The sequence below is a fragment of the Micromonospora sp. URMC 106 genome (assembly GCF_051386395.1).
Taxonomy (GTDB): domain Bacteria; phylum Actinomycetota; class Actinomycetes; order Mycobacteriales; family Micromonosporaceae; genus Micromonospora.
Map to the genome: position 1 here is coordinate 1 of NZ_JBPQTP010000117.1, position 20653 is coordinate 20653.

The following is a 20653-nucleotide window of genomic DNA, read 5'->3' on the forward strand; positions in this document are numbered from 1 at the left end:
GGTGTGGGAGGCGGGTGTGGGAGGCGGGTGTGGCGGGGTCCGCGGGGTCCGGCTGTGGTTGGCTGTCGGCGTGATCTTCGAGCCGCGCATCGCCCCCGCCGACGTGACGGACGCCGGGGAGATCCTCACCGTGCAGCGCGCCGCGTACCTCGTCGAGGCCCAGCGCTACGCCGACCCGTTCCTGCCGCCGCTGACCGAGACCCTTGAGGAGGTGCGGGCCGTGCTCGCGGGGCCGGCGACGGTGCTCACCGCCCGGTTCGGTCACCGGCTGGTCGGTTCGGTGCGGGCGCACGTCGAGGACGACACCGCGCACGTCGGTCGCCTCTCGGTCGCCCCCGACCAGCAGGGTCGGGGCGTCGGCGGGCGGCTGCTGCGGGCGGTCGAGGCGGCCTGCGCCGGCCGGGTCCGCCGCTTCGCGCTCTTCACGGGCGCCGACAGCGAGCAGAACCTGCGGTTGTACTGCCGGCACGGCTACCGGGTGGTCGGGCACCGGCCGGACCCGAACGGCCACCGGCTGGCCCTGCTGGAGAAGACCGTGGCCGATCCCGCCCGCACCGACGCCTGAGGCCGTCGGGGCGGTGGCAGGCCGCGGGCGGCGCCGGGTCAGGCGGCCTCCGCCCAGGTCGGTCAGCCCGAGGCCGTCGGGGCGGTGGCAGGCCGCGGACGGCGCCGGGTCAGGCGGCCTCGTGCAGGTCGGCCGGCCCGAGGCCCGTCGGGGCGGTGGCAGGCGGCGGGCGGCGCCGGGTCAGGCGGCCTCGCGCAGGTCGGCCAGCCCGAGGGGGGTCCGCCGGCGTAGCAGTTCCTCCAGCTCCGCCACGGAGCCGACCTCGCCGACCACGTCCTTGCCCCCGCCGAACCGGGCCGGGTAGCGCCGCACCAGCCGGTAGCGGTGCCGGCCCCGGATCAGCTCGACGCTCACCCGCCACCTACCGCAGCACCCGCAGACCCACTCCGACACCCCGCGAAAGTAGCTCTGACCTGTGGTTTTCTGATTCGCCCGGTGCGGCACGAGCGGCGCGCGGGCGGACACGCCGCCCGGCAACCGACCGTGATCTGCCTCACGACTGTCGGTGCCGTCTGGTTGACTGGTCGCCGTGAAGCTGCCGATCAACCCACCGGTCGAGCCGATGCTGGCCAAGAGCGTCCCACGGATCCCCGCCGCGTCCGGAATGACGTACGAGCCGAAGTGGGACGGCTTCCGGTGCATCGTGTTCCGCGACGGCGACGAGGTGGAGCTGTCCAGCCGGGGCGGGAAGTCGATGACCCGCTACTTCCCGGAGGTGGTCGAGCAGGCGCGCCGCCAGCTGCCCGAGCGGTGCGCGGTCGACGGCGAGCTGATCGTGATCCGGCGGGACGGCCCGGACGGGCAGCCCCGGCTCGACTTCGAGCTGCTGGCCCAGCGTGTGCACCCGGCCGCGTCCCGGGTGAGGCTGCTGGCCGAGACCACGCCGGCCGACTTCGTCGCCTTCGACCTGCTCGTCCTCGACGACGAGACGCTGCTCGACCAGCCCTATCCCGAGCGCCGGGCGCGGCTGGAGACGGCCCTGGCCGGGGTGCGCCCGCCGGTGCACGTCACCCAGGTCACCACCGACGTCGACACCGCCCACCGCTGGTTCGACGTCTTCGAGGGCGCCGGCCTGGACGGCCTGATCGCCAAGCCGGCCGACCTGCCCTACGAGCCGGGCAAGCGGCTCATGTTCAAGGTCAAGCACGCGCGCACCGCCGACGTGGTGGTCGCCGGGTTCCGGTGGCACAAGTCCGGTCCGGTGGTCGGCTCGCTCCTGCTCGGGCTCTACGACGACGAGGGCGTCCTGCACCACGTCGGGGTGAGCGCCTCGTTCACGATGGCGCGGCGCGCGGAGTTGCTGGAGGAGCTGGAGCCCTACCGGGACGTCGGCGCCGACCACCCGTGGGTGCACGGCGACCACGAGCGCGGCCAGCGCCTCCCCGGCGGGGTGAGCCGCTGGACCGGCACGCGCAACCTGGAGTGGGAGCCGCTGCGCCCCGAGCTGGTGGTCGAGGTGGCCTACGACGCGATGGAGGGCGACCGGTTCCGGCACACCGCCCGGTTCGCCCGCTGGCGGCCCGACCGCGATCCCCGCTCCTGCCGCTACGACCAGCTCGACCGACCGGTCCGGTTCGATGTGGACCAGGTGCTCCGCGGCGACCCGACGGCGACCGCGGGGTCCACCGCGGGCCCGGCGTAGCCTGGCCGTCGACCCGATCACGGAGGCCCGCTCGTGACCCGCACTCCCGCCCGGACCCGCCGGTTCCGACTCACCCTGGCCGGCCTGGCGGCCGCCGCGCTGCTCGCCGCCGGCTGCACCCTCCCCGCGTTCGCGCCCCGGACGGACACCGACGGCGAGGCCGCCGCGCCGGGCGCCGCGCCGACCTGGCGGGCCTGCCCGGAGGTGGCCGAGGACCTGGTCGGCCGGGGCGCGCCGAACATGCGCTACGAGTGCGCGCGGATCAAGGTGCCGCGCAACTGGGGCACGGGCGGCGGGGTCGCCACCGGCCCGGGGGCGGGGCAGACCTTCGAGATCGCGCTGCTGCGGGCCCGGTCGACCGCCCAACGCGACCGGATCGGCTCGCTGGTCGTCAACCCGGGCGGCCCCGGCGGCTCCGGGGTGGACACGGCGGTCTACCTCTCCTTCGGTCCGGCGTTCGGCGGCCTGCCCACCTCGATCACCGACCGGTTCGACATCGTCGGCTTCGATCCGCGCGGGGTGTCCCGCTCCAGCCCGGTGGAGTGCATTCCGGACGCCGACCTGGACGCGAACTTCGGCTACGACCCCGATCCGCGGAGCCAGCAGTCCTTCGACGGGTTCGTCGCGCTCAGCCAGCGGATCGGGCGCGGCTGCGGCGACCGGTACGGCGACCAGTTGCCGCTCTACGGCACCGAGCAGGCCGCCCGGGACATGGACGCGGTCCGCGCGGCCGTCGGCGACGACAAGCTGACCTACCTCGGCTACTCCTACGGCACCCTGCTCGGCGCCACCTACGCGCAGCTCTACCCGCAGCGGGTGCGGGCGCTGGTGCTCGACGGCGCGATCGACCCTAAGCAGGATCTGGTCGCCGGTTCGGAGAGCCAGGCCAAGGGCTTCGAGCGGGCGTTCGGCAACTTCACCCGGTGGTGCGCCGCCAACGCCGCCCGCTGCCCGATCGCCCCGGACGCCCGGGCCGCGGTCACCTCGGCCATCGACAAGGCGCGGGTGTCCCCGGTGCGCGGTGACGACGGTCGGGAGGCCACCGCGGGCTGGGTCTTCTACTCGATCATCTCCTCGCTCTACACCGAGCAGGGCTGGCAGGAGCTGGCCGGCGCCATCGACAAGCTGGAGGGCGGCGACCCGACGGACGTGTTCCGCCTCGCGGACGCGTACGCCGACCGGGACTCCGACGGTCGCTACTCGAACCTGTTCGACGCCAACCTCGCCGTCAACTGCGCCGACGAGGAGCAGAAGCCGAGCCGGGAGCGGATCCGCCAGCTCCAGTCGCAGTGGCGGGCGAAGTACCCGCTGTTCGGCCCGGCCCTGGCCGTGGGCATGCTCTCCTGCACCCAGTGGCCGGGCGGCCGCGACCCGTACCCGACCGGGCGGGCCGACGGGGCGCCGCCGATCCTGGTGGTGGGCACCACCGGCGACCCGGCGACCCCGTACGAGCAGACCGGCGAGCTGGCCGAGATGCTCGGCGTCGGCCGGGTGCTCACCTGGGAGGGCGAGGGGCACACGGCCTACCCGCAGACCTCCTGCGTCACCGAGGCCGTCGACGCCTACCTGATCGACCTGACAGTTCCCCGGGAGGGGCTGCGCTGCCCGGCCCGCTGACCGGCCGCTCCGGCGGCAGGTCGGGCAGCTCGATGCCCTGCCGGGCGGCGATCTCCTCCAGCAGCGCCCGCATCCGGCGGACGTCGGCCTTGAGCTGCTCCTGCTCCTCGTGCTCGAAGGCGTCGTCGTCGACGATCAGCTGGCTGGCGAAGTGCGCGGTGATCAACGGGATGACCAGCAGGACCATGGTCGAGATGAGCAGCGCGGCGAGCGTACGGCCCTGCCAGCTGACCGGTGAGATGTCGCCGTACCCGACGGTGGACGCGGTCACCACGGCCCACCAGACCGCGTCCGCCGGGCTGCGGTTCTCGACCTCGCCGTAGATGACGCCGGCGACCACGATCATCAGCAGGTAGGAGATGATCAACGTTCTGGGGGAGTTGGCGAACCAGACCAGCCCCCGGTAGATCCACCGGAACGGCAGCAGCAGGACGTCCATGAGGCATCATGCTGCCCGGCGCGGGCAAGCGCCGCCCGCGCATCGGTGTGTGTCGCTGTGCCACGCTGGGCGGCATGAGCGATGTGATCTTCCGCGAGGCCGTCCGGGCCGACCTTCCCGCCGTGCTCGCCCTGCTGGCCGACGACGTGCTCGGCAAGTCCCGGGACTTCACGGAGGTCGACGCCGCGTACGAGAAGGCGTTCGCCGACATCGCCGCCGACCCGCGCAACCAGCTCATCGTGGCCGACGCGGAGGGTGAGGTGCTCGGCTGCATGCAGCTCACCTACATCCCCGGGCTCGGCCGGCACGGCGCGGAGCGGCAGCTCATCGAGGCTGTCCGCGTCCGCTCCGACCTGCGCGGGCGGGGGCTCGGCCGGCAGATGATGACCTGGGCCGTCGACCAGGCGAAGCAGCGGGGGTGCGCCCTGGTCCAGCTCACCACCGACAAGAGCCGCCACGACGCCCACCGCTTCTACGTCAGCCTCGGCTTCACCCCCAGCCACGAGGGCATGAAGCTTGCCCTCTGACCCGCACCCCGTCCCACCCGGCCCCTGACCGCGCCGATCCTGCGGTCTGTGCCGCCGTTCCGGGCTGACATGCCCCGTTCGTCGGGGCACGAAGTGCGCGATCGACGGCGCGGGCCGGGGCGGAGGGCGCGGGCGTGACAGCGGGTCGAGGTTCAGGCGGGGACGAGGCGGCCGTCGCGGAGGGTCAGGACGCGGTCGGCGAGGTCGATCAGGGCCGGATCGTGGGTGGCGACCAGCGCGGTCATGCCCCGCGCGTGCACGACCGCCCGGAGCAGGTCCATGATCGACCGGCCGGTCTCCGAGTCGAGCTGACCGGTGGGCTCGTCGGCGATCAGCAGGTCCGGCTCGTTGGCCAGGGCCCGGGCCACCGCCACCCGCTGCTGCTGCCCGCCCGAGAGCTCGTACGGCCGCTGCGCGGCGTGCGCACCCAGGCCGACCAGCTCCAGCAGCACCGCCACCCGCTCCTCCCGCTCGGCGGCCGGGACCCGCGCCAGCCGCAGCGGCACGCCGACGTTCTCCGCGGCGGACAGGATCGGCACCAACCCGAAGGTCTGGAACACGAAGCCGACGGTGCCGCGGCGCAGCTCCAGCAACTCCCGCTCGCCGGCCCCGGTCACGTCGTGCCCGGCCACCACCACCCGGCCCGAGTCGGGCCGGTCCAGCCCGCCGACCAGGTTCAGCAGGGTCGTCTTGCCCGCCCCGGAGCGCCCCCGCACGGCGACCAGCTCGCCCCGCCCGGCCGAGAACGACACGTCCCGCACGGCGTGCACCGCGTGCTCACCGCGGCCGAAGGTGCGGCTGATCCCCTCCACCCGGACCACCTCGTCGGTGACCGCGATCCCCGCCGGGTCCGGCCGCCCGTCCGTCGCCACGTCCCGCTCGCTCATGACACCGTCCCGCTCTGCTCGGCGCGACGGACCCGGCCGACCGCGCGGTACCCACTGACTCCACGCCCGCTCATCGCGGCGCCTCCGACTCGTCCCGGGCCCGGTCGCCCGGCCGCACCTCCACGTGGTCCGGTTCCAGGTTGAGCCGCACCCGGTCCCGCAACGACAGCGCGTCGACGAAGGACGCCGGCAGCTGCATCCGGCCGGTGCGGTCCAGCACGGCGTACTCCTCGCTGACCAGCTCGGTGCTGCCGTCCGCGCCGACCCGCGCGGTCCGGCGTACCTCGGAGGCGGTCCGGCCGTCGCGGATCGCGACGGTCCGGCGGACCTGGTCGGCCACGGCGTGGTCGTGGGTGACCACCACGACGGTGACGCCCAGCTCGGCGTTGATGGTGCGCAGCGCCCCGAACACGTCCGCGCCGGTCGCCTCGTCCAGCTCACCGGTCGGCTCGTCGGCGAAGAGCACCTCGGGGTCGTTGGCCACCGCCACCGCCACGGCGCAGCGCTGCTGCTCGCCGCCGCTGAGCTGCCCGGGCCGCCGGTCGGCGCAGTAGCCCACGCCGACCAGGTCGAGCAGCTCGCGGGCCCGCTCGCGGTGGGCCCGTCGGCCGCCCCGCCGCCCGGCCAGCCGCATCGGCAGCTCGACGTTCTCCAGCGCGCTCAGGTACGGCAGCAGGTTGCGACCGGTCTGCTGCCAGACGAATCCGACCATGTTGCGGCGGTAGCTCAGCCGCCGCCGCGCGGAGAGGTTGAGCAGGTCGTAGTCCCCGACCCGGGCGATGCCGGCGGTGGGGGTGTCCAGCCCGGAGAGGATGTTCAGCAGGGTCGACTTCCCCGAGCCGGAGGCCCCCACGATCGCCACCAGCTCGCCCCGGTCGATGACCAGGTCGAGCCCCTGGAGGGCGACCACCTCCACCCCCTCGCTCTTGAAGATCCGGACCAGGCCGTCGCAGACGATGTGGCCGCGCAACCGGTCCCGGCCGCCGGCCCGTTCCGCCGCCCGCTGGGCGGCCCGTTGTTGCAGGGTGGCCAGGTCCGGCACGGCGGTGGTCTCCGCGGTAGCGGTCATGTCAGCTCTCCTCTCCGAGCCGGAGCACCTCGCCGAGGCGCATCCGGCGGTTGTTCAGGGCCTCGACGGCGACCGCGAAGCCGAGGGCGACCGCGCCGAGCAGGACGACCCCGGCCACCAGGCCGGGCTCGAACGCCACCTGGACCGGGACCCCACCGGTGAAGGCGGACAGGCCGAGCACCGGCGTGAGCAGCAGCGGCAGGATCGTCCCGACCAACGCGCCGGTGAGCACCGAGACGCCCACCAGCGGAGCCAGCTCCACCAGCAGCAGCCCGCGCCACTGCCGGCGGGACAGGCCGAGGGTGCGCAGCCGGGACAGCACCTGGCCACGCGCCCGGGCGCCGGCCAGCACCGTGAAGGCGATCGCGAGCAGGCCGAGCACGGTCCCGCCGGCGGCGCCGGCGGCGAAGCCGAAGGCGAGCACCCCGTTCGCGCCGCCGTCACCCAACCGGCGACGGGTGTCCGCCCAGGTGAGCACGTCGACGCCGCGCGGCCGTTCGCCGCCGGTCACCGCGCCGCCGGTCTGGTACCGGGACTGACCCTCGTCGCCAACCCGGCGCAGCGCGTCGACGTCGAGGTTGTCGCCGGCCACCAGGAACCCGGTCGGCACCGGGTCGGCGGCACGACCGGGCAGAGCCTGCCACGGCAGGACGACGAACCGGTCGCTCTCCGGCCGCAGCAGCGGGAAGGTCTCGGCACGGTCGGCGACCCGGAACTCGTACCGCTGGCCCTGCACGGTGACGAAGGCGGAGTCGGCCAGCCCGGCCTCGGCCAGGTCGGCGGCGACCGCCGGGGAGACCACCGCGGGCAGCGGGCCGGGCCGCCCGCCCGGGGCGAGCAGCGCCGCGGGTACCGGGACGTCGACGCCCGCGGACCGGGTGAGCCGGTCCAGCCCCGGGCCGTCGACCACCAGCACGTGCGCGGGACCCATCCGGGCGGCGGTGCCGGCCTCGTCCGTCGCCACCCGCTGCGCCGGCTCGTCGAGCACCGCGGCCGAGGCCCGCACCCCGGGCAGCCGCTCCAGGTGGGCGCCGGTGTCCGGGGCGAGCCGGTCGCCGGTGATCAACGCGTCGCCCGGCACGGTGCGGCTGGCGTACCGGTCCCGGCTGGCCTCGATGCCGCCAGCCAGCACCGCGCAGAACGCCGCGGTCGCCACGGCCAGCACCACCACGACCAGCGGGGTGGCCGCCGCCGAGCGGCCGGCCCGGGCGGTGCCCAGGAACGCGACGCTGCCGCGGGTGCGGGCGGCGAGCCGGCTGACCAGCCGCAGCGGCCACGGGTACGCCCGCAGCGCCAGCACCGCCGCCGCCACCGCGAGCAGCACCGGCACCGAGACCAGCAGCGGATCGACCTCACCGAGGGTCAGGCCGCGTCGCCGCAGCAGCACGACCGCCAGCCCGGCCAGCAGGAGCAGGAACGCCTCCACGGTGACCCGGCGGGCGGACGGGCGGAGCCGGACCAGGTCCCGGCGGGCCAGCCCACCGGCCGGCGCGGCGAGGAGCGTGGTCGCCGGCAGGGCCAGGACGAGCAGCACGGCCGCCCCGACGAGAAGCGGCGCGGTGTTCCCCACCGGCCCCGGCACCAGCGTGCCGAGCAGCGAGCCCAGCACGGCCGCCGGCAGGATCGCCAGCGCCGACTCGGCCAGGGTCCGCCGGGCGCCCACGGTGGCCGCGCCACCACGGGCGCGCAGCAGGACGAACTCGTCGCGTCGTCGCCGGACCGCCAGCACGGCGGCGAGTGTGGTCAGCCCGGCCAGGGTCGCCAGGACACCGGCCCCGATCACGGCGAGGACGGTACGGGCGGAGTCGACCGCGGCGGCGAACTCCCGCAGCGGGATGTCGGCGCCCTGGACGAGGGTACGACCGGCCGGGACCTCCCGGGTCATCCGTTGCAGGCTGTCGATCGTCTCGGTCAGGTTGAGGAAGCTGACGCCGTCGGTACCCATCCGGTAGCGCCAGGTGAACCGCACCGGCAGGCCGGCCGCGGCCTGACCGTCCAGGGCGGCGGCCCCGACCACCCCGACGCCCACGAACGGCTGCGCGTCGCCCGGCGGCTCGATGACCTCCAGCAGCGACGGCAGCCCGGCCCAGATGCCGTCCGCGGGGTCGGTGGGCGCGAACACGCCGACCACGGTCACCGGGGTGACCACCTGCGGGCCGTCCGGGCCGGTCGGCCGCAGCACCAGGCGGCTGCCGACGCGCAGGTTGAACCGCCGGGCGACCTTCTCGCTCAGCGCCATCTGCACCGGCTCGCCCTCGGCCCGGTCGTCCTCGGGCCAGCGGCCGTCGACCAGCCGGCCGGCCTCCTCGATCCCCGGCGCGACGCGCAGGCTGAGATCGACCAGGAGGTTCCTCGCCGCCAGGTCCGGGCCGGCCAGCCGGCGCGGGGCGTACTCCTCGGCCGTGTACCAGCGCTGCTCGATCGCCTCCCGGACCCGCGGCGGCATGCCGGACTGCAGCGCGTCCAACTCGGCGCGGTGCAGTTGCGTGACCTGACGATCGCCCCGGCCGAAGGTGAGCGGCGCCGAGGAGTAGGTCAGGTCGCGGCGGGCGGCCGGCTGGCCGGCCAGGTGCTCGTGCAGCCCCTCTTCGCTGAGGTGGTTGACGATCCGGGGCGTGCCGCTGATCAGCAGTGTCACGACCAGCGCCAGCATCCCGAGGAGCAGGAACTGTCCGCTGTGCGCCCGTACCCGGCGGGCGACCGCGCCGATGCTCACCACGTTCCCCCTCCGCTCCTGGTCGTCTCCGCGTACCATCCGGTCACCGGTCTCCCCCGATCCGCAGCTGCGCCACGGCGACCCGGTGCCGGATGCCGAGGGCGATGAACGCGCTGAAGGCGAGCGCCGCCAGCAGCAGGCCGAGCGCGGTCGCGCCGATCGGCGTCCAGGGCAGCACGAAGGCCGCCTCGGGCACCGGCCGGCCGGCGGACGGCGTGAGGATGACCAGCGGGGCCATGGTGGCGCCGACCGCCGCGCCGAGCAGCAGCCCGACCCCGACGCCGATCCCCGCCAGGAAGGTCTGCTCGGCCAGCAGCGCCCGGGCCAGCAGCCGGGGGCTGGCGCCCAGCGTGTGCAGCACGGCGAACTCCCCCAGCCGGTGCCGGGCGGTCGCCCACACGTCGACGATCAGCCCGACCAGGGCCAGCAGCACCGAGCCCAGCGCCGCGGCGAGCAGGCCGGTGCGGGTGCCCTGCCAGTACGGGTCGGCCGCGGCCCGCTCGGCCACCTCCCGCCGGTCCAGCAACGTGGTGCCGGCCAGCTCCGCCGCCGCGCGGACCGCCGCGTCGTGCCCGCCGTCGTCGGTCCGCAGCCACCACTCGGTCACCGGGCGGACCGCGCCCCGGTGTCGGATCAGCCAGTCCGTGGTCGCCGGCAGGTCCAGCAGCACGCCCTCCCCGACGGTGGACGGCACCTTCGCCACCTCGCCGACCAGGATCACCGGCACCGTGGCGCCGGACAGCGGCAGGTCGACGGTGTCGCCGATCCGCAGGCTCAGCGCCTCGCGGACCCCCGGGGTCACCAGTGCCGGCACCGGCCGCTTCTCACCCGCCGGCACCACCACGAAGCGGCTCGACGGCTGGAACGCGAACCGGCCGCCCGCCAGGTACTCGACCTCCATCCCGCCGCTGAGTCCGGTGGCCCGGACGGTCGCGGTCAGGCCGCTGCGCGCGCCGTTGGTGCTGATCCAGTCGCCGTCGAGCTGCGCCGGCCGGGCCGCGCCGTCGGCGCCGACCAGTCGCAGGTCGGCCACTGTCAGGCCGTACGCCCGGCCGCGCGCGTCCCCGGCGTCGGCCTCGAAGCCGGCGAGCCGCAGGACTCCCGCCCCCTCGGGCAGCGCGACGGTGAACGGCACCGGCCGTCCGTCGCTGCCGCCGCTGGCCACCGGCAGCCGGAAGGCCAGCCCGTCCGCCCGGGTGAGCAGCACCGACACCCCGACCCGGTGCGGCGCCACGGCGTCGCGGACCGGGGTGCGTACCGTGCCGGTGAGCGAGCGGGTCCCGGCGGGCAGGTCGACGCCGGTCGGCGCGCCGCGGGCCCGGGTCAGCCGGTCCAGCAGCGCCGGCACCGGCTCGCCGGCCAGCCGCTCGTTGAGCCGCACGAGGCCGGCCGCGTTCGCCGCGTCGAGGGCCACCACGGTGGTCGGCAGGTCGTCACGGCCGACGCGGATCTCGTCCCGCGCGGCCGGCAGCAGCCGCTCGACACCGGGCAGCGCCGCGAGTTGCCCGGCCCGTCCGTCCGGGGCGACCCCGGCGCGCTCGACCACCCGCAGGTCGGCGCCGACGGTGTGGTCGGCCTGGTCGGCCTGCGAGCGTTCGCCGGTGGTGACCAGGGACCAGGCCAGGGTGCTGCCGCCGACGGCGAGCGCGAGCAGCAGCACCGGGCCGGCGTGCGGCCGGCGGCCCGCCTGCCACATGCCGAACATGGTCGCCGTCCACGGCCGGCGGTCGACGAACCGCTCGGCGAACCGGGTCGCCGGCGGCAGCAGCCGCAGCGCCACCACCGCGCCGGCGAGCACGCCGAGCGTCGGGGCGGCGACCAGCAACGGGTCGACCCCGAACCGGCCGCCGGCCCCGGTGACCGGCGAGGAGTACTGCCGCAGTTGGGTCCAGGCCAGCACCGCGAACCCGACCAGCACGAGGTCGACGCTGGCCCGCTGCACGGCGGCGGCCCGGGTCGGACGGGACCGGGCGGCCATGTCGGCGACGTACGTGCCGGCCCCGCGCAGCGTGGGGACGACCATCGCGACCAGGCAGCCGGCGGCGGTGGCGGCGGCCGCCGCCCAGACCAGCGTGGTGTTGCCGGGGGTGAGCGCCAGCCCGGCCGGCCCGTCGGCGCCCACCTGCCGCAGCGCCTCGCCGGCGACCAGCGGCCCCAGCACGGCCGCCGGCAGGACGACCAGCGTCGCCTCCCGGGCGGCGAGGCCGGCCAACTGTCGCCGCGCCGCGCCCCGCGCCCGCAGCAGGGCCGTCTGGCCCCGCCGGTCCTCGTGCAGCAGCGCGGCGACCAGCACCAGCGCGTACCCGCCGAGGACCACGATCAGCAGCAGCGGCGTCGCCAGCGAGGAGCGGCCGACCAGGTCGGCCCGGGCGACGCGGTCGAGGAGCCCGTCGATCGCCGTGACGGTCTGCGCCGAGGAGCCCAGCCCGGCGGCCTCGGGCACCTCGGCGACGGCGGCGGTCAGCGCCTGCCGCGCGTCGAGCAGCCGGCCGGCGCGGGCCACCGCCGCGAGGTCCGGCTCGACCACCCAGGACGCCGACACCGCGCCCGGGTAGGTGGCGACGAAGTCGGCCCGGTCCAGCACGAACGGCCCGTACGAGGTGCCGGAGTCCGCCGCGCTGCCGGCGCCGGTTCCGGGCGCCAGCCGCCAGTACGGGTCGGCCGGGTCGCGCGGGCGCCACGTCCCGACGAGCACCACCTCGCTGGACCGGTCGGACCGGCGGTCCAGCATCGGCACCCGGTCGCCGGCGGCCATCCCGAGCGCGGCGGCGACCTTCTCGGGCAGCGTCACCTGCACCGGGGACGCCCCGGGCGCGGGCCACGCGCCGCTGCTCAGTTCCGCGTAGCGGGGCAGGTCGTCGAGGGTCACGAGGCTGGCGAAGACGGGGTCGTCGCCCTCCCGGACGACCGGGCCCAGGTCGCCGGTCAGCTCCCGCCCGTCGCCGTACCGGGCGGCGTTGACGGTGACCGGCGCCCCGCCGAGGCCGGCGGCGAACCCGTCGCGGACCGCCCGGTCGCGGGTGGCGAACTCGGCCGCGTCCCGGCCGGCCGCGCCGCTGACCAGCAGGCTGCGCTCCTCGGAGGACGCCCCGGCGAGCAGGGCGCGCTGGCCGGCCTCGACGGCCCGGCGGTTGTAGTCGGAGAGCCCGGTCACCAACGCGACCGCCACGAGGGCCGCGACCACCGCGGCGAGCAGCAGCCCCCGTGCCTCCTGGGCCCGCCTCCACACCAGCTTCATCCGACGCCCTCCCCTGGCCCCCTCGGGCCGACGATCAGGGAGAGCGGCGACGGGCCGGGAAAGGTTCGCGCCCGTTACATGATCGTTATCCGGCCGGCGCCGCCCGGGGCGCGGGGCGGACGGGGATGGCGGCGCTGTGCTTCCATCGCCGGATGGAGATCGCCCTCACCGTGCTCATGGTCGCCTTCGTCGCGCTGCTCGCCGCCCAGCTGCCGGGCACCGCCCAGCAGACCCGGACCGCCTACCGGCTCACCGAGATCGAGCGTCGGCTCCAACTCGTGATGGACCACCTGGGCGTGGTGGACCCCTCGCCCGTGCCGCCGGAGGTCCGCGACCACCTGGCCCGGGGCGACAAGATCAAGGCCATCGCGGCGTACCGGAAGGCGACCGGCGCGGACCTGCGTTCGGCCAAGGAGGCCGTCGAGAGGTTCGCCGACCGGCGCTGACGGCCGCGTCGTCCGGCGGCCGGACGACCGCCCGGACCATGGCGGCACGCGCCGGTCAGCGGGGGCGGTCGCGGTCCTTGGAGGGCTGCACCCGCTTCGGCTCGCCGGGCATCTTCGGGTGGTCCGGCGGGTACGGCATGTCGCCCTGGCCGGCGACGGCGTCCCGGTCGGCCCACTCCAGCAGCGGGCTGATGTCCCACGCCGTGTCGTCGATGCCAGCGTGCGGGTCGCCGCGCTCGGCCAGTCGGGCCGGGACGGTGCGCAGGTCGAAGTCGTCGGGGTCGACGTCGGGCAGCTCGTCCCAGGTGACCGGGGTGGAGACGGTGGCCCGGGCGTTGGCCCGCAGCGAGTAGGCGCAGGCGATCGTGCGGTCCCGGGCCATCTGGTTGTAGTCGACGAAGACGCGGGTGCCGCGCTGCTCCTTCCACCAGGCGGTGGTGACCAGCTCCGGCCGCCGCCGCTCCAGCTCCCGGGCCAGCGCGATGGTGGCCCGGCGCACCTCGGTGAACGTCCAGCGGGGCGCGATCCGCAGGTAGACGTGCACGCCGCGACCGCCGGAGGTCTTCGGCCAGCCGGTGACGCCCAGCTCGTCGAGGAGCCCGCGCAGCTCCCCCGCGGCGGCGACCGCGTCGGCGAAGTCGGTGCCGGGCTGCGGGTCGAGGTCGATGCGCAGCTCGTCGGGGCGGTCGACGTCGGCGGCGCGCACGGGCCACGGGTGGAACACGATCGTGCCCATCTGGGCGGCCCAGGCCACGTGGGCCAGGTCGGCCGGGCAGAGCTCCGCCGCGCTGCGGCCGCTCGGGAAGCTGATGGTGGCGGTCCGCACCCACGGCGGCACGCCCCGGGTCGGCACCCGCTTCTGGAAGAACATCTCCCCCTCGACGCCCTCGGGGAAGCGCTGCAACGTGGTGGGGCGGTCGCGCAGGGCGCGCATGATGCCGTCGCCCACCGCCACGTAGTAGTGGAAGACGTCGGCCTTCGTGAAGCCGCGTTGCGGGAAGATGATCCGCTCCGGGCTGGTCAGCCGTACGGTGTGCCCGGCCACCTCGATCTCTTCGGCCGCGGCCTTCGTGCCACCCATTGCGCGACCATATGCCACACCCCCGACGTCCGGCGTACCGTTGGCGGGTGAGTCTTGACGAGAGCGAACTGCCCCGCACCGAGGAAGAGTGGCGGGTCCGGCTCAGCCCCGAGGAGTTCCGGGTGCTGCGGGAGGCCGGCACCGAGCGCCCGTGGACCGGCGAGTACGTCGACACCAAGACGCCGGGGATCTACCGCTGCCGGGCCTGCGGCGCGGAGCTCTACCCGAGCGACACGAAGTTCGACTCGCACTGCGGGTGGCCCAGCTTCGACGACGCCATCCCCGGCGCGGTGAAGGAGATCGAGGACCGCAGCCTGGGGATGAGCCGCACCGAGATCCGCTGCGCGCGCTGCGACAGCCACCTCGGCCACGTCTTCCGGGGCGAGGGCTTCACCCCGAAGGACACCCGGCACTGCGTCAACTCCGTCTCCATCCGGCTGGAGCCGCGCGCCGACGCCTGAGGCGCACGCCTCCGACGGCGGCGGCCCGGGAGGATGGGGCCGCCGGGAGCGACGGCGGGGAGGTCGGGCCGGCCGACGGCGCGCGCCGGGGGCAGGCCATCCCGTTGGCGGTGCGCCCGGCGTCAGGCCCGCCGGGCCGCCGCCAGGCCGGCCATCAGCGAGACCTCGGCCGTACGGGACTGCTCGACGCGCCGGGCGAGGTCGCGTACCCGCGCATCGGCGCCGACCGTCTGGTGCGCCCGGGCCAGGTCGGCCGCCGCGTCCTGGTGCGGGGCGAGCAGGTCGAGCAGGACGCGGTCGACCGCCCCGTCCGGGGCGGCGCGCAGGCGCGCCATGTCCTCGGCGGCGATCCCGTGCCCTCCGTGGTCGTGCCGGCGGACGGCCTCGGCCACGGCCGGCCCGGCGTCCCGCAGCCAGCCGCGCATCGTGGCGAGTTCGTCGGACTCGGTGACCTCGATGGCGGCGACCAGGGTGCGCAGCTTCGGGTCGGTCACCCGGTCGCGGCTGAGCCGCACCATCTCCAGCGTCTGCTCGGTGTGTGCCGCCAACGTGGCCAGGAAGACCACGTCCAGGCCGCTCATCCCGGTGGCCGCGGAGGCCCCCGGGGGCGTGGGGACGGGCGCCGCCGGGGCGGTCCGCGCGGTGCAGCCGGGCACCAGCAGCAGGGCGGCGAGCAGGGCGACCGTGGGCAGCCGTCGCATCGCGTACTCCGATCCGGGGGTGGTGACGGGTGCGGCGGGCGCCGAGGCCGGCCGCACCCGTCCGGTCAGACCTGGGTCCAGAGCGCCGGCACGTGCGGCGGCTCCCAGCCGGGGATCGCCGTGTGCGCCTGGCGGCAGCGGTACGTCAGGCCGCCGTAGGTGACCTGGTCACCGATCTGGTACGCCCGACCCGTCGTCCACGTGCCCCCCGGCGCGGGCGGGGTGGTCGGGGCGGCGGTGGGGGTCGCGGTGGGCGACGGGGCCGGCGTCGTCGGGGTGGGCGACGGGTTGCCGCCCCCGCCGACCTGGAGGTCCACGCAGGAGTAGAACGCGTTGGCGGTGTCCGCGATGTTCCACACGGCGAGGACCTTCTGCCGCCCCGGGTAGCCGCCCAGGTTGACGGTGTGCGAGACGGTGGCCCCGGGCTGCTGCCCACCGCCGTTGAAGACGGCCACCCGGGTCCCGCCGATGAAGTACTCCCAGTTGCTGGTGGCGTGCCGGGCCGTGTTGGTCCAGGTGAACGTCACAGAGGAGCCGACCGAGGTGGCGGGCCAGCCCCGGCTGTCGTCGTTCAGGACGGCGAAGTGGGCGATGCCGGCGTGGCAGCTGCGCAGCCCCTTCGGGCCCTCCACGCTCTGCGGCTCGTACTTGATCTGCCCGCAGTCGGGGACCCGGCCCTGGGCGCAGAGGGCCTGGCGGCTCGGCGGCCCGGAGACGTAGCCGTGGGCCTGGGCGGGCGCCGCGACGGCCAGGGTGGAGACGACGGCGCCCGTCGCCACGAGCGGGATCGTGATTCTTCGGCGCATGGTGGCAGCTCCTTAGCGCTTCGGGCTGGTGAGGTGCCACCCAACATAAATTAAACCTTGTTAACAGTAAAGACTCCTGTCGATAAAAACATCGACGAGCCTGAACCGCCCGCGCCCGTCAGAGCAGCAGCAGGCTGCCCCGTTCGTCCACCCGGTCGGCGGAGTCGTCGTCCAGCCACACGCCGCCGCTGGCGAGATAGCGGAATCGGTACTCGCCCGGACCGAGGCGCACCGTGACCGTGCGGGTGCCGTCGCGGCGCGGGACCAGCTCGTGCCGCCCCGGCTCCCACCCGTTGAAGCAGCCGACCACGCTGACGGCGCCGGGCGGAGTGTCGCGGGGCAGGCTGAAGGTGACCCGGGTCTGGTTGCCGAAGAGCTTGTTCCGCTTGATCATGTCGTCTTCCTCCGGGGCGTTACGCGGTCACCGGGTACAACGCCCGACACGCCGGGGGCGACACGCCGCCGGGTCGGGCCGGGTTGCCCGTTTCGACCGGCGGATCCACGCCCATGCCTCACGCTGGGGAAAACGTGTCCTGTTTCGGGGGGTTATGTCGTGGCAACCTGCGAGGTCTGCGGTAACGACTACTGGATGGCGTTCGAGGTGCGGACCGTCAGCGGCGACGTGCACACGTTCGACTGCTTCGAGTGCGCCGTACACAAGATGGCGCCGATCTGCGAGCACTGCCAGATCAAGATCGTCGGACACGGGGTGGAGGTGTCCGGCCGGTTCTTCTGCTGCGCGCACTGCGCCCGGGCGGAGGAGGGCGCCCAGGGCGCCGAGATCCGCGACGCCGTCGGCGCCCGGCCGGCGTGACCGGGCGGTCGCCGCACCGCCGCTCCCCCGCGCACCAGGCGCGGGGGACCCGCCACCGGGCCGGCACGACACACCGGCCGAGCGCCGCTGTCAGTACCCGACGGTGAACCTCGCCCGGTGGTGCCTCGGCCGCTCGGCCTCGTCCAGCAGCGCCACCGCCAGGTCCTCGTACGAGATGGTCGAGGCACCGTCCGCGCCGACCACCAGGGTGTCGGCGCCCAGCCGGTAGCGGCCGGTGCGCTCCCCGGGCACGAGCAGCGCGGGCGGGCTCAGGTAGGCCCAGTCGGCCTCGGTGTCGGCCCGGCACACGTCGAGCTGGTCCCGGCAGGCCAGCGCGATGGCCCGCCACTCGGCGGGAAAGGCCGGATCGTCGACGACGGTGCGGCCGCCCGCGCCCGCGACGGTCAGGGTCGCGGCGCCGCCGACCAGCAGCAGCCGTACCCCCGTCCGGGCGACACCGGCCAGCAGGGCGCGGGTGACGGTGACCAGGTCGGCCTCCCGGCCGGGCGCCGGGCGGGTGGCGCCGATCACGAGGTCCCGGCCGGCGCTCAGCGCGACCACGTCGTCGACGTCGGCGGCGTCGCCCCGCGCGACGACGGCGCCGGCCGGCAGGTCCGGGGCGCGCGCCGGATCGCGGACGACCGCGGTGACGAGGTGACCGCGGGCCGACGCCTCGGCGGTGATCCGGCGGCCGGCGTTGCCGGCCGCTCCGAAGACGGTGATGTGCATGGCTCTCCTGTCGGGACCTGTCCGGTGTGGCGGGGCGGCGCCCCGTTGGCTGGTGGCTGACCGGTTCGCGGTCGATCGGCCGCTCACCCGCCGGGGGTGGACGCGGTGGCCGCCGAGGGCGGGGCGGCCGACGGGGACGCGGTGGCCGCCGGAGGCGGGGCGACGTCCGGGGACGGGCGGGGCCGGCGGGACTGCGTCACGATGGCGGCGAGGACGACCGCACCGCCCAGCAGTTGCGCGGCGGTGAGCCGCTGGTCGAGCACGAGCCAGCCCAACGCCGTGGCCACCAGCGGGCTGAGCAGGCCGAGGAAGGTGACGGTGGTGGGCGGCAGGGCGCGGATGCCCCGGAACCAGAGGGCGTAGGCGAGCGCGGAGCCGACGAACGTCAGGTAGCCGTAGCCGGCCAGGTTCCCCGTCGTCAGCACCGGTGGCGGTCCCTCGACCAGCACGGCGACCGGGATGAGCAGCAGGCCGCCGGCGGCGAGCTGCCAGCCCGTGGTGGCCAGCAGGGGCGCCGACGACGACCACCGCTTGCTGAGCACCACCCCGACGGCCATGACCACCGCGCCACCGAGGGCGGCGAGGACGCCGACGCCGTCGAGGCGGGCGTCCGCCCGCAGCACCAGCAGCCCCACCCCGGCCACCCCGGCGGCGCCGGCGAGCACGGTGCGCGGGGTCAGCCGGTCGCCGAGCACACCGGCGGAGAGCGCGGCGACCAGGAGCGGCTGCACCGCGCCGACGGTCGCGGCGACGCCGCCCGGGAGCCGGTACGCGGCGACGAACAGCAGCGCGAAGAAGAACCCGATGTTCAGGGCGCCGAGCACCGCCGCCCGCCACCACCACGCCCCACTGGGCAGCCGCCGGGTGACCGCGATCAGGAGGAGGCCGGCGGGCAGGGCGCGCACCACGGCGGCCAGCAGCGGGCGCTGTGGGGGCAGCAGTTCGGTGGTGACGAGGTAGGTGGTCCCCCAGATCGCCGGGGCGAGCGCGGTCACGCCGAGGACGAGCGTTCGTTTACTTAGCACTGAGACAAATTATCTCAGCGCTAAGGTAAATGGTGCCGGGTCGGGTATGAACTACCTCACCGCTAAGGCACCGCTGCTAGGGTGGGCGGATGGCCGATCACGTCGACCGGGTGCTGGAGCAGTGGGCCGCCCAGCGACCGGATCTGGACGCCTCCCCGATGGGGGTGTTCGGTCGCGTGTCCCGGCTGTACCGGATCGCCGGGGCGGAACTGCACCGCACGTTCAGCGCGCACGGCCTCGACTCCGCGTCCTTCGACGTGCTCGCCACCCTGCGCCGCAGCGATCCGCCGCACCGGCTGACCCCCACCCAGTTGATGCGCTCGTCGATGGTCACCTCCGGCGCCGTCACCCAGCGGCTCGACCGGCTCGAGGCACGCAACCTGGTGACCCGCACCCGCAGCGACACGGACGGCCGCGCGGTGCAGGTCGCCCTCACCGACGAGGGCCTGGCGCTCATCGACCGGGTCCTGCCCGACCACGTCGCCACGGAGCAGCGGCTGCTCGCCGCGCTCACCGGGGCGCAGCGCGACGCCCTCGCGGACACCCTGCGGATCCTGCTGGAGTCCCTCGGCGACACGCGGAGCCGGTGAGTCGATCTAGGATCGCCGCATGCCGCAGCAGCACCTTGCGATCCGGATCGCCCGCTTCGCCGACCTGGACGCCCGCACCTTCCACGACCTGCTCCGACTCCGGATCGACGTGTTCGTGGTCGAGCAGGCGTGCCCGTACCCGGAACTCGACGGGCGCGACGTCGAGCCCGGCACGCGGCACCTGTGGCTCGACGACGAGGGTGCGCCGGTCGCGTACCTGCGGATCCTCGACGACCCGGGCGGCCTGGCGCGGATCGGTCGGGTGGTGGTCGCGCCACGGGCGCGCGGTGGCGGGCACGCCGGCCGGCTGATGACGGCGGCCCTGGAGGTGGTCGGCGGCCGCCCGTGCGTGCTGGAGGCCCAGTCCCACCTGGTCGACTTCTACGCCCGGCACGGCTTCGCCGTCAGCGGCCCCGACTACGTCGAGGACGGCATCCCGCACACGCCGATGCGCCGGGAAGGCATTGACCAAATCCGATAAATATGGCAGCCTCCGGGCAGAGCCGTCGCGGAGCCACGCAACGCGCACGGGAGGGGCAACTCCCGGCCGTCCGGGCGTCGTCGTCCGACCTCTCCCACCGGGGGCTCCATGTCCACTCATCTCCGATCATCCCGCCCGGGGTGGCTGCTCGCCGTCGCGGCGACCGCCGCCCTCCTGCTGGCCACGGCCCTGGCCAACCCGGTCTCGGCGCACGGTTCCGTGGTCGACCCGGCGTCCCGCAACTACGGCTGCTGGCAGCGCTGGGGCAGCGACTTCCAGAATCCCCGGATGGCCACCGAGGACCCGATGTGCTGGCAGGCCTGGCAGGCCAACCCGAATGCCATGTGGAACTGGAACGGGCTGTTCCGCGAGGGCGTCGCCGGCAACCACCAGGCCGCCATCCCGAACGGCCAGCTCTGCTCCGCCGGCCGGACCGAGGGCGGCCGCTACAACGCCCTCGACGCGGTGGGCGCCTGGAAGACCGCCCCGGTCTCCAGCAGCTTCCGGGTCCGCCTGCACGACCAGGCCAGTCACGGCGCCGACTACATCCGGGTGTACGTGACGAAGCAGGGCTACAACGCCCTCACCGAACCGCTGGGCTGGGACGACCTGGAACTGGTTGGTCAGATCGGCAACACCCCCGCGTCTGAGTGGAAGCCGGAGACCAGCGGCGTCTCCATCGAGATCCCGGCGAACGCGCCGGGGCGGACCGGTCGGCACGTCGTCTACACGATCTGGCAGGCCAGCCACCTGGACCAGTCGTACTACCTGTGCAGCGACGTCGACTTCTCCGGCGGGCCGACCAGCCCGCCGCAGAAG

The 20653-nt window shown here is 75.3% G+C and carries 22 protein-coding genes; 10 read left to right on the plus strand and 12 right to left on the minus strand.

The features are described from left to right. Window positions 1–70 precede the first annotated feature (70 nt). On the plus strand, window positions 71–565 hold the full coding sequence (locus ACSNOB_RS26800; RefSeq protein WP_436689535.1) for a GNAT family N-acetyltransferase: 495 nt from the start codon (window positions 71–73) through the stop codon (window positions 563–565). A 180-nt stretch (window positions 566–745) separates the two neighbouring features. Here the strand turns inward: ACSNOB_RS26800 and ACSNOB_RS26805 are convergent, their stop codons facing one another. After that, the gene (locus ACSNOB_RS26805; RefSeq protein WP_436689496.1) at window positions 746–958 is read right to left on the minus strand and encodes a hypothetical protein; all 213 of its coding nucleotides are present in this window, start codon (window positions 956–958) and stop codon (window positions 746–748) included. A 136-nt stretch (window positions 959–1094) separates the two neighbouring features. Between ACSNOB_RS26805 and ACSNOB_RS26810 the strand changes: the two genes are divergently transcribed. Together ACSNOB_RS26810 and ACSNOB_RS26815 are read left to right on the plus strand one after the other, a co-directional pair. Next, window positions 1095–2207 (plus strand): ATP-dependent DNA ligase, encoded by a 1113-nt coding sequence (locus ACSNOB_RS26810; RefSeq protein WP_436689498.1) that lies wholly within the window; start codon window positions 1095–1097, stop codon window positions 2205–2207. Between the two features lie 33 nt (window positions 2208–2240). Beyond that, on the plus strand, window positions 2241–3824 hold the full coding sequence (locus ACSNOB_RS26815) for an alpha/beta hydrolase (protein WP_436689500.1): 1584 nt from the start codon (window positions 2241–2243) through the stop codon (window positions 3822–3824). Here ACSNOB_RS26815 and ACSNOB_RS26820 read toward each other — a convergent pair. Next, window positions 3751–4263, minus strand: a complete 513-nt coding sequence (locus ACSNOB_RS26820; RefSeq protein ID WP_436689502.1) for a potassium channel family protein — start codon at window positions 4261–4263, stop codon at window positions 3751–3753. The two genes, ACSNOB_RS26815 and ACSNOB_RS26820, sit on opposite strands and share 74 nt — an antisense overlap. 74 nt (window positions 4264–4337) lie before the next feature. Between ACSNOB_RS26820 and ACSNOB_RS26825 the strand changes: the two genes are divergently transcribed. Then, window positions 4338–4790: an N-acetyltransferase family protein gene (locus ACSNOB_RS26825; protein WP_436689504.1), complete on the plus strand. Its 453-nt coding sequence runs from the start codon at window positions 4338–4340 to the stop codon at window positions 4788–4790. A gap of 152 nt (window positions 4791–4942) precedes the next feature. Here ACSNOB_RS26825 and ACSNOB_RS26830 read toward each other — a convergent pair whose 3' ends face one another. The 4 genes from ACSNOB_RS26830 to ACSNOB_RS26845 form a co-directional block, all read right to left on the minus strand. Further along, window positions 4943–5677, minus strand: coding sequence for an ABC transporter ATP-binding protein (locus ACSNOB_RS26830; RefSeq protein WP_393104587.1), 735 nt, complete (start codon window positions 5675–5677; stop codon window positions 4943–4945). Between the two features lie 70 nt (window positions 5678–5747). After that, the gene (locus tag ACSNOB_RS26835; protein WP_436689506.1) at window positions 5748–6746 is read right to left on the minus strand and encodes an ABC transporter ATP-binding protein; all 999 of its coding nucleotides are present in this window, start codon (window positions 6744–6746) and stop codon (window positions 5748–5750) included. Between the two features lies 1 nt (window position 6747). Beyond that, window positions 6748–9501 carry an FtsX-like permease family protein gene (locus tag ACSNOB_RS26840; RefSeq protein ID WP_436689508.1) on the minus strand — a complete coding sequence of 918 codons (2754 nt, stop codon included), beginning with the start codon at window positions 9499–9501 and terminating at the stop codon, window positions 6748–6750. 4 nt (window positions 9502–9505) lie between these two features. Continuing rightward, window positions 9506–12700 carry an FtsX-like permease family protein gene (locus tag ACSNOB_RS26845; RefSeq protein WP_436689511.1) on the minus strand — a complete coding sequence of 1065 codons (3195 nt, stop codon included), beginning with the start codon at window positions 12698–12700 and terminating at the stop codon, window positions 9506–9508. Window positions 12701–12852: 152 nt separating this feature from the next. On the opposite strand from ACSNOB_RS26845, the gene ACSNOB_RS26850 reads away from it, so the two are divergent. Continuing rightward, window positions 12853–13146, plus strand: a complete 294-nt coding sequence (locus ACSNOB_RS26850) for a hypothetical protein (RefSeq protein ID WP_436689513.1) — start codon at window positions 12853–12855, stop codon at window positions 13144–13146. 55 nt (window positions 13147–13201) lie between these two features. Here the strand turns inward: ACSNOB_RS26850 and ligD are convergent, their stop codons facing one another. After that, window positions 13202–14227 (minus strand): non-homologous end-joining DNA ligase, encoded by a 1026-nt coding sequence (ligD, locus tag ACSNOB_RS26855; protein WP_436689515.1) that lies wholly within the window; start codon window positions 14225–14227, stop codon window positions 13202–13204. 47 nt (window positions 14228–14274) lie between these two features. On the opposite strand from ligD, the gene msrB reads away from it, so the two are divergent. Next, complete coding sequence (msrB, locus tag ACSNOB_RS26860) at window positions 14275–14688, plus strand: peptide-methionine (R)-S-oxide reductase MsrB (protein ID WP_436689517.1); 414 nt, start codon at window positions 14275–14277, stop codon at window positions 14686–14688. 122 nt (window positions 14689–14810) lie between these two features. On the opposite strand, the gene ACSNOB_RS26865 is transcribed toward msrB, so the two are convergent. The 3 genes from ACSNOB_RS26865 to ACSNOB_RS26875 all read right to left on the minus strand — a co-directional run bounded on the left by ACSNOB_RS26865 (window position 14811) and on the right by ACSNOB_RS26875 (window position 16589). Continuing rightward, window positions 14811–15389, minus strand: coding sequence for a DUF305 domain-containing protein (locus tag ACSNOB_RS26865; RefSeq protein ID WP_436689519.1), 579 nt, complete (start codon window positions 15387–15389; stop codon window positions 14811–14813). Between the two features lie 65 nt (window positions 15390–15454). Then, complete coding sequence (locus ACSNOB_RS26870; protein WP_436689521.1) at window positions 15455–16195, minus strand: lytic polysaccharide monooxygenase; 741 nt, start codon at window positions 16193–16195, stop codon at window positions 15455–15457. Between the two features lie 118 nt (window positions 16196–16313). Continuing rightward, on the minus strand, window positions 16314–16589 hold the full coding sequence (locus tag ACSNOB_RS26875) for an isoamylase early set domain-containing protein (RefSeq protein ID WP_436689523.1): 276 nt from the start codon (window positions 16587–16589) through the stop codon (window positions 16314–16316). Window positions 16590–16748: 159 nt separating this feature from the next. On the opposite strand from ACSNOB_RS26875, the gene ACSNOB_RS26880 reads away from it, so the two are divergent. Further along, window positions 16749–17009 (plus strand): Prokaryotic metallothionein, encoded by a 261-nt coding sequence (locus tag ACSNOB_RS26880; RefSeq protein WP_091096395.1) that lies wholly within the window; start codon window positions 16749–16751, stop codon window positions 17007–17009. Between the two features lie 90 nt (window positions 17010–17099). On the opposite strand, the gene ACSNOB_RS26885 is transcribed toward ACSNOB_RS26880, so the two are convergent. Both ACSNOB_RS26885 and ACSNOB_RS26890 read right to left on the minus strand, forming a co-directional pair. Further along, on the minus strand, window positions 17100–17738 hold the full coding sequence (locus ACSNOB_RS26885; RefSeq protein ID WP_436689525.1) for an NAD(P)-dependent oxidoreductase: 639 nt from the start codon (window positions 17736–17738) through the stop codon (window positions 17100–17102). Window positions 17739–17821: 83 nt separating this feature from the next. Next, window positions 17822–18763, minus strand: coding sequence for an EamA family transporter (locus ACSNOB_RS26890; RefSeq protein ID WP_436689527.1), 942 nt, complete (start codon window positions 18761–18763; stop codon window positions 17822–17824). An 89-nt stretch (window positions 18764–18852) separates the two neighbouring features. Between ACSNOB_RS26890 and ACSNOB_RS26895 the strand changes: the two genes are divergently transcribed. From ACSNOB_RS26895 to ACSNOB_RS26905, 3 genes are all read left to right on the plus strand, one after another. After that, the gene (locus ACSNOB_RS26895) at window positions 18853–19353 is read left to right on the plus strand and encodes a MarR family winged helix-turn-helix transcriptional regulator (RefSeq protein WP_436689529.1); all 501 of its coding nucleotides are present in this window, start codon (window positions 18853–18855) and stop codon (window positions 19351–19353) included. Between the two features lie 19 nt (window positions 19354–19372). Continuing rightward, on the plus strand, window positions 19373–19834 hold the full coding sequence (locus ACSNOB_RS26900) for a GNAT family N-acetyltransferase (RefSeq protein ID WP_436689531.1): 462 nt from the start codon (window positions 19373–19375) through the stop codon (window positions 19832–19834). A 108-nt stretch (window positions 19835–19942) separates the two neighbouring features. Continuing rightward, the coding region (locus ACSNOB_RS26905) for a lytic polysaccharide monooxygenase auxiliary activity family 9 protein (protein WP_436689533.1) at window positions 19943–20653 on the plus strand (711 nt) is incomplete at its 3' end.

Bases quoted from the DNA above. Each gene is read 5' to 3' on its own strand.
- ACSNOB_RS26820 (WP_436689502.1), bottom strand. From the start codon at position 4,263: ATGGACGTCCTGCTGCTGCCGTTCCGGTGGATCTACCGGGGGCTGGTC.
- ACSNOB_RS26825 (WP_436689504.1), top strand. From the start codon at position 4,338: ATGAGCGATGTGATCTTCCGCGAGGCCGTCCGGGCCGACCTTCCCGCC.
- ACSNOB_RS26830 (WP_393104587.1), bottom strand. From the start codon at position 5,677: ATGAGCGAGCGGGACGTGGCGACGGACGGGCGGCCGGACCCGGCGGGG.
- ACSNOB_RS26835 (WP_436689506.1), bottom strand. From the start codon at position 6,746: ATGACCGCTACCGCGGAGACCACCGCCGTGCCGGACCTGGCCACCCTG.
- ACSNOB_RS26840 (WP_436689508.1), bottom strand. From the start codon at position 9,501: ATGGTACGCGGAGACGACCAGGAGCGGAGGGGGAACGTGGTGAGCATC.
- ACSNOB_RS26845 (WP_436689511.1), bottom strand. From the start codon at position 12,700: ATGAAGCTGGTGTGGAGGCGGGCCCAGGAGGCACGGGGGCTGCTGCTC.
- ACSNOB_RS26850 (WP_436689513.1), top strand. From the start codon at position 12,853: ATGGAGATCGCCCTCACCGTGCTCATGGTCGCCTTCGTCGCGCTGCTC.
- ligD (WP_436689515.1), bottom strand. From the start codon at position 14,227: ATGGGTGGCACGAAGGCCGCGGCCGAAGAGATCGAGGTGGCCGGGCAC.
- ACSNOB_RS26865 (WP_436689519.1), bottom strand. From the start codon at position 15,389: ATGCGACGGCTGCCCACGGTCGCCCTGCTCGCCGCCCTGCTGCTGGTG.
- ACSNOB_RS26870 (WP_436689521.1), bottom strand. From the start codon at position 16,195: ATGCGCCGAAGAATCACGATCCCGCTCGTGGCGACGGGCGCCGTCGTC.
- ACSNOB_RS26875 (WP_436689523.1), bottom strand. From the start codon at position 16,589: ATGATCAAGCGGAACAAGCTCTTCGGCAACCAGACCCGGGTCACCTTC.
- ACSNOB_RS26885 (WP_436689525.1), bottom strand. From the start codon at position 17,738: ATGCACATCACCGTCTTCGGAGCGGCCGGCAACGCCGGCCGCCGGATC.
- ACSNOB_RS26895 (WP_436689529.1), top strand. From the start codon at position 18,853: ATGGCCGATCACGTCGACCGGGTGCTGGAGCAGTGGGCCGCCCAGCGA.
- ACSNOB_RS26900 (WP_436689531.1), top strand. From the start codon at position 19,373: ATGCCGCAGCAGCACCTTGCGATCCGGATCGCCCGCTTCGCCGACCTG.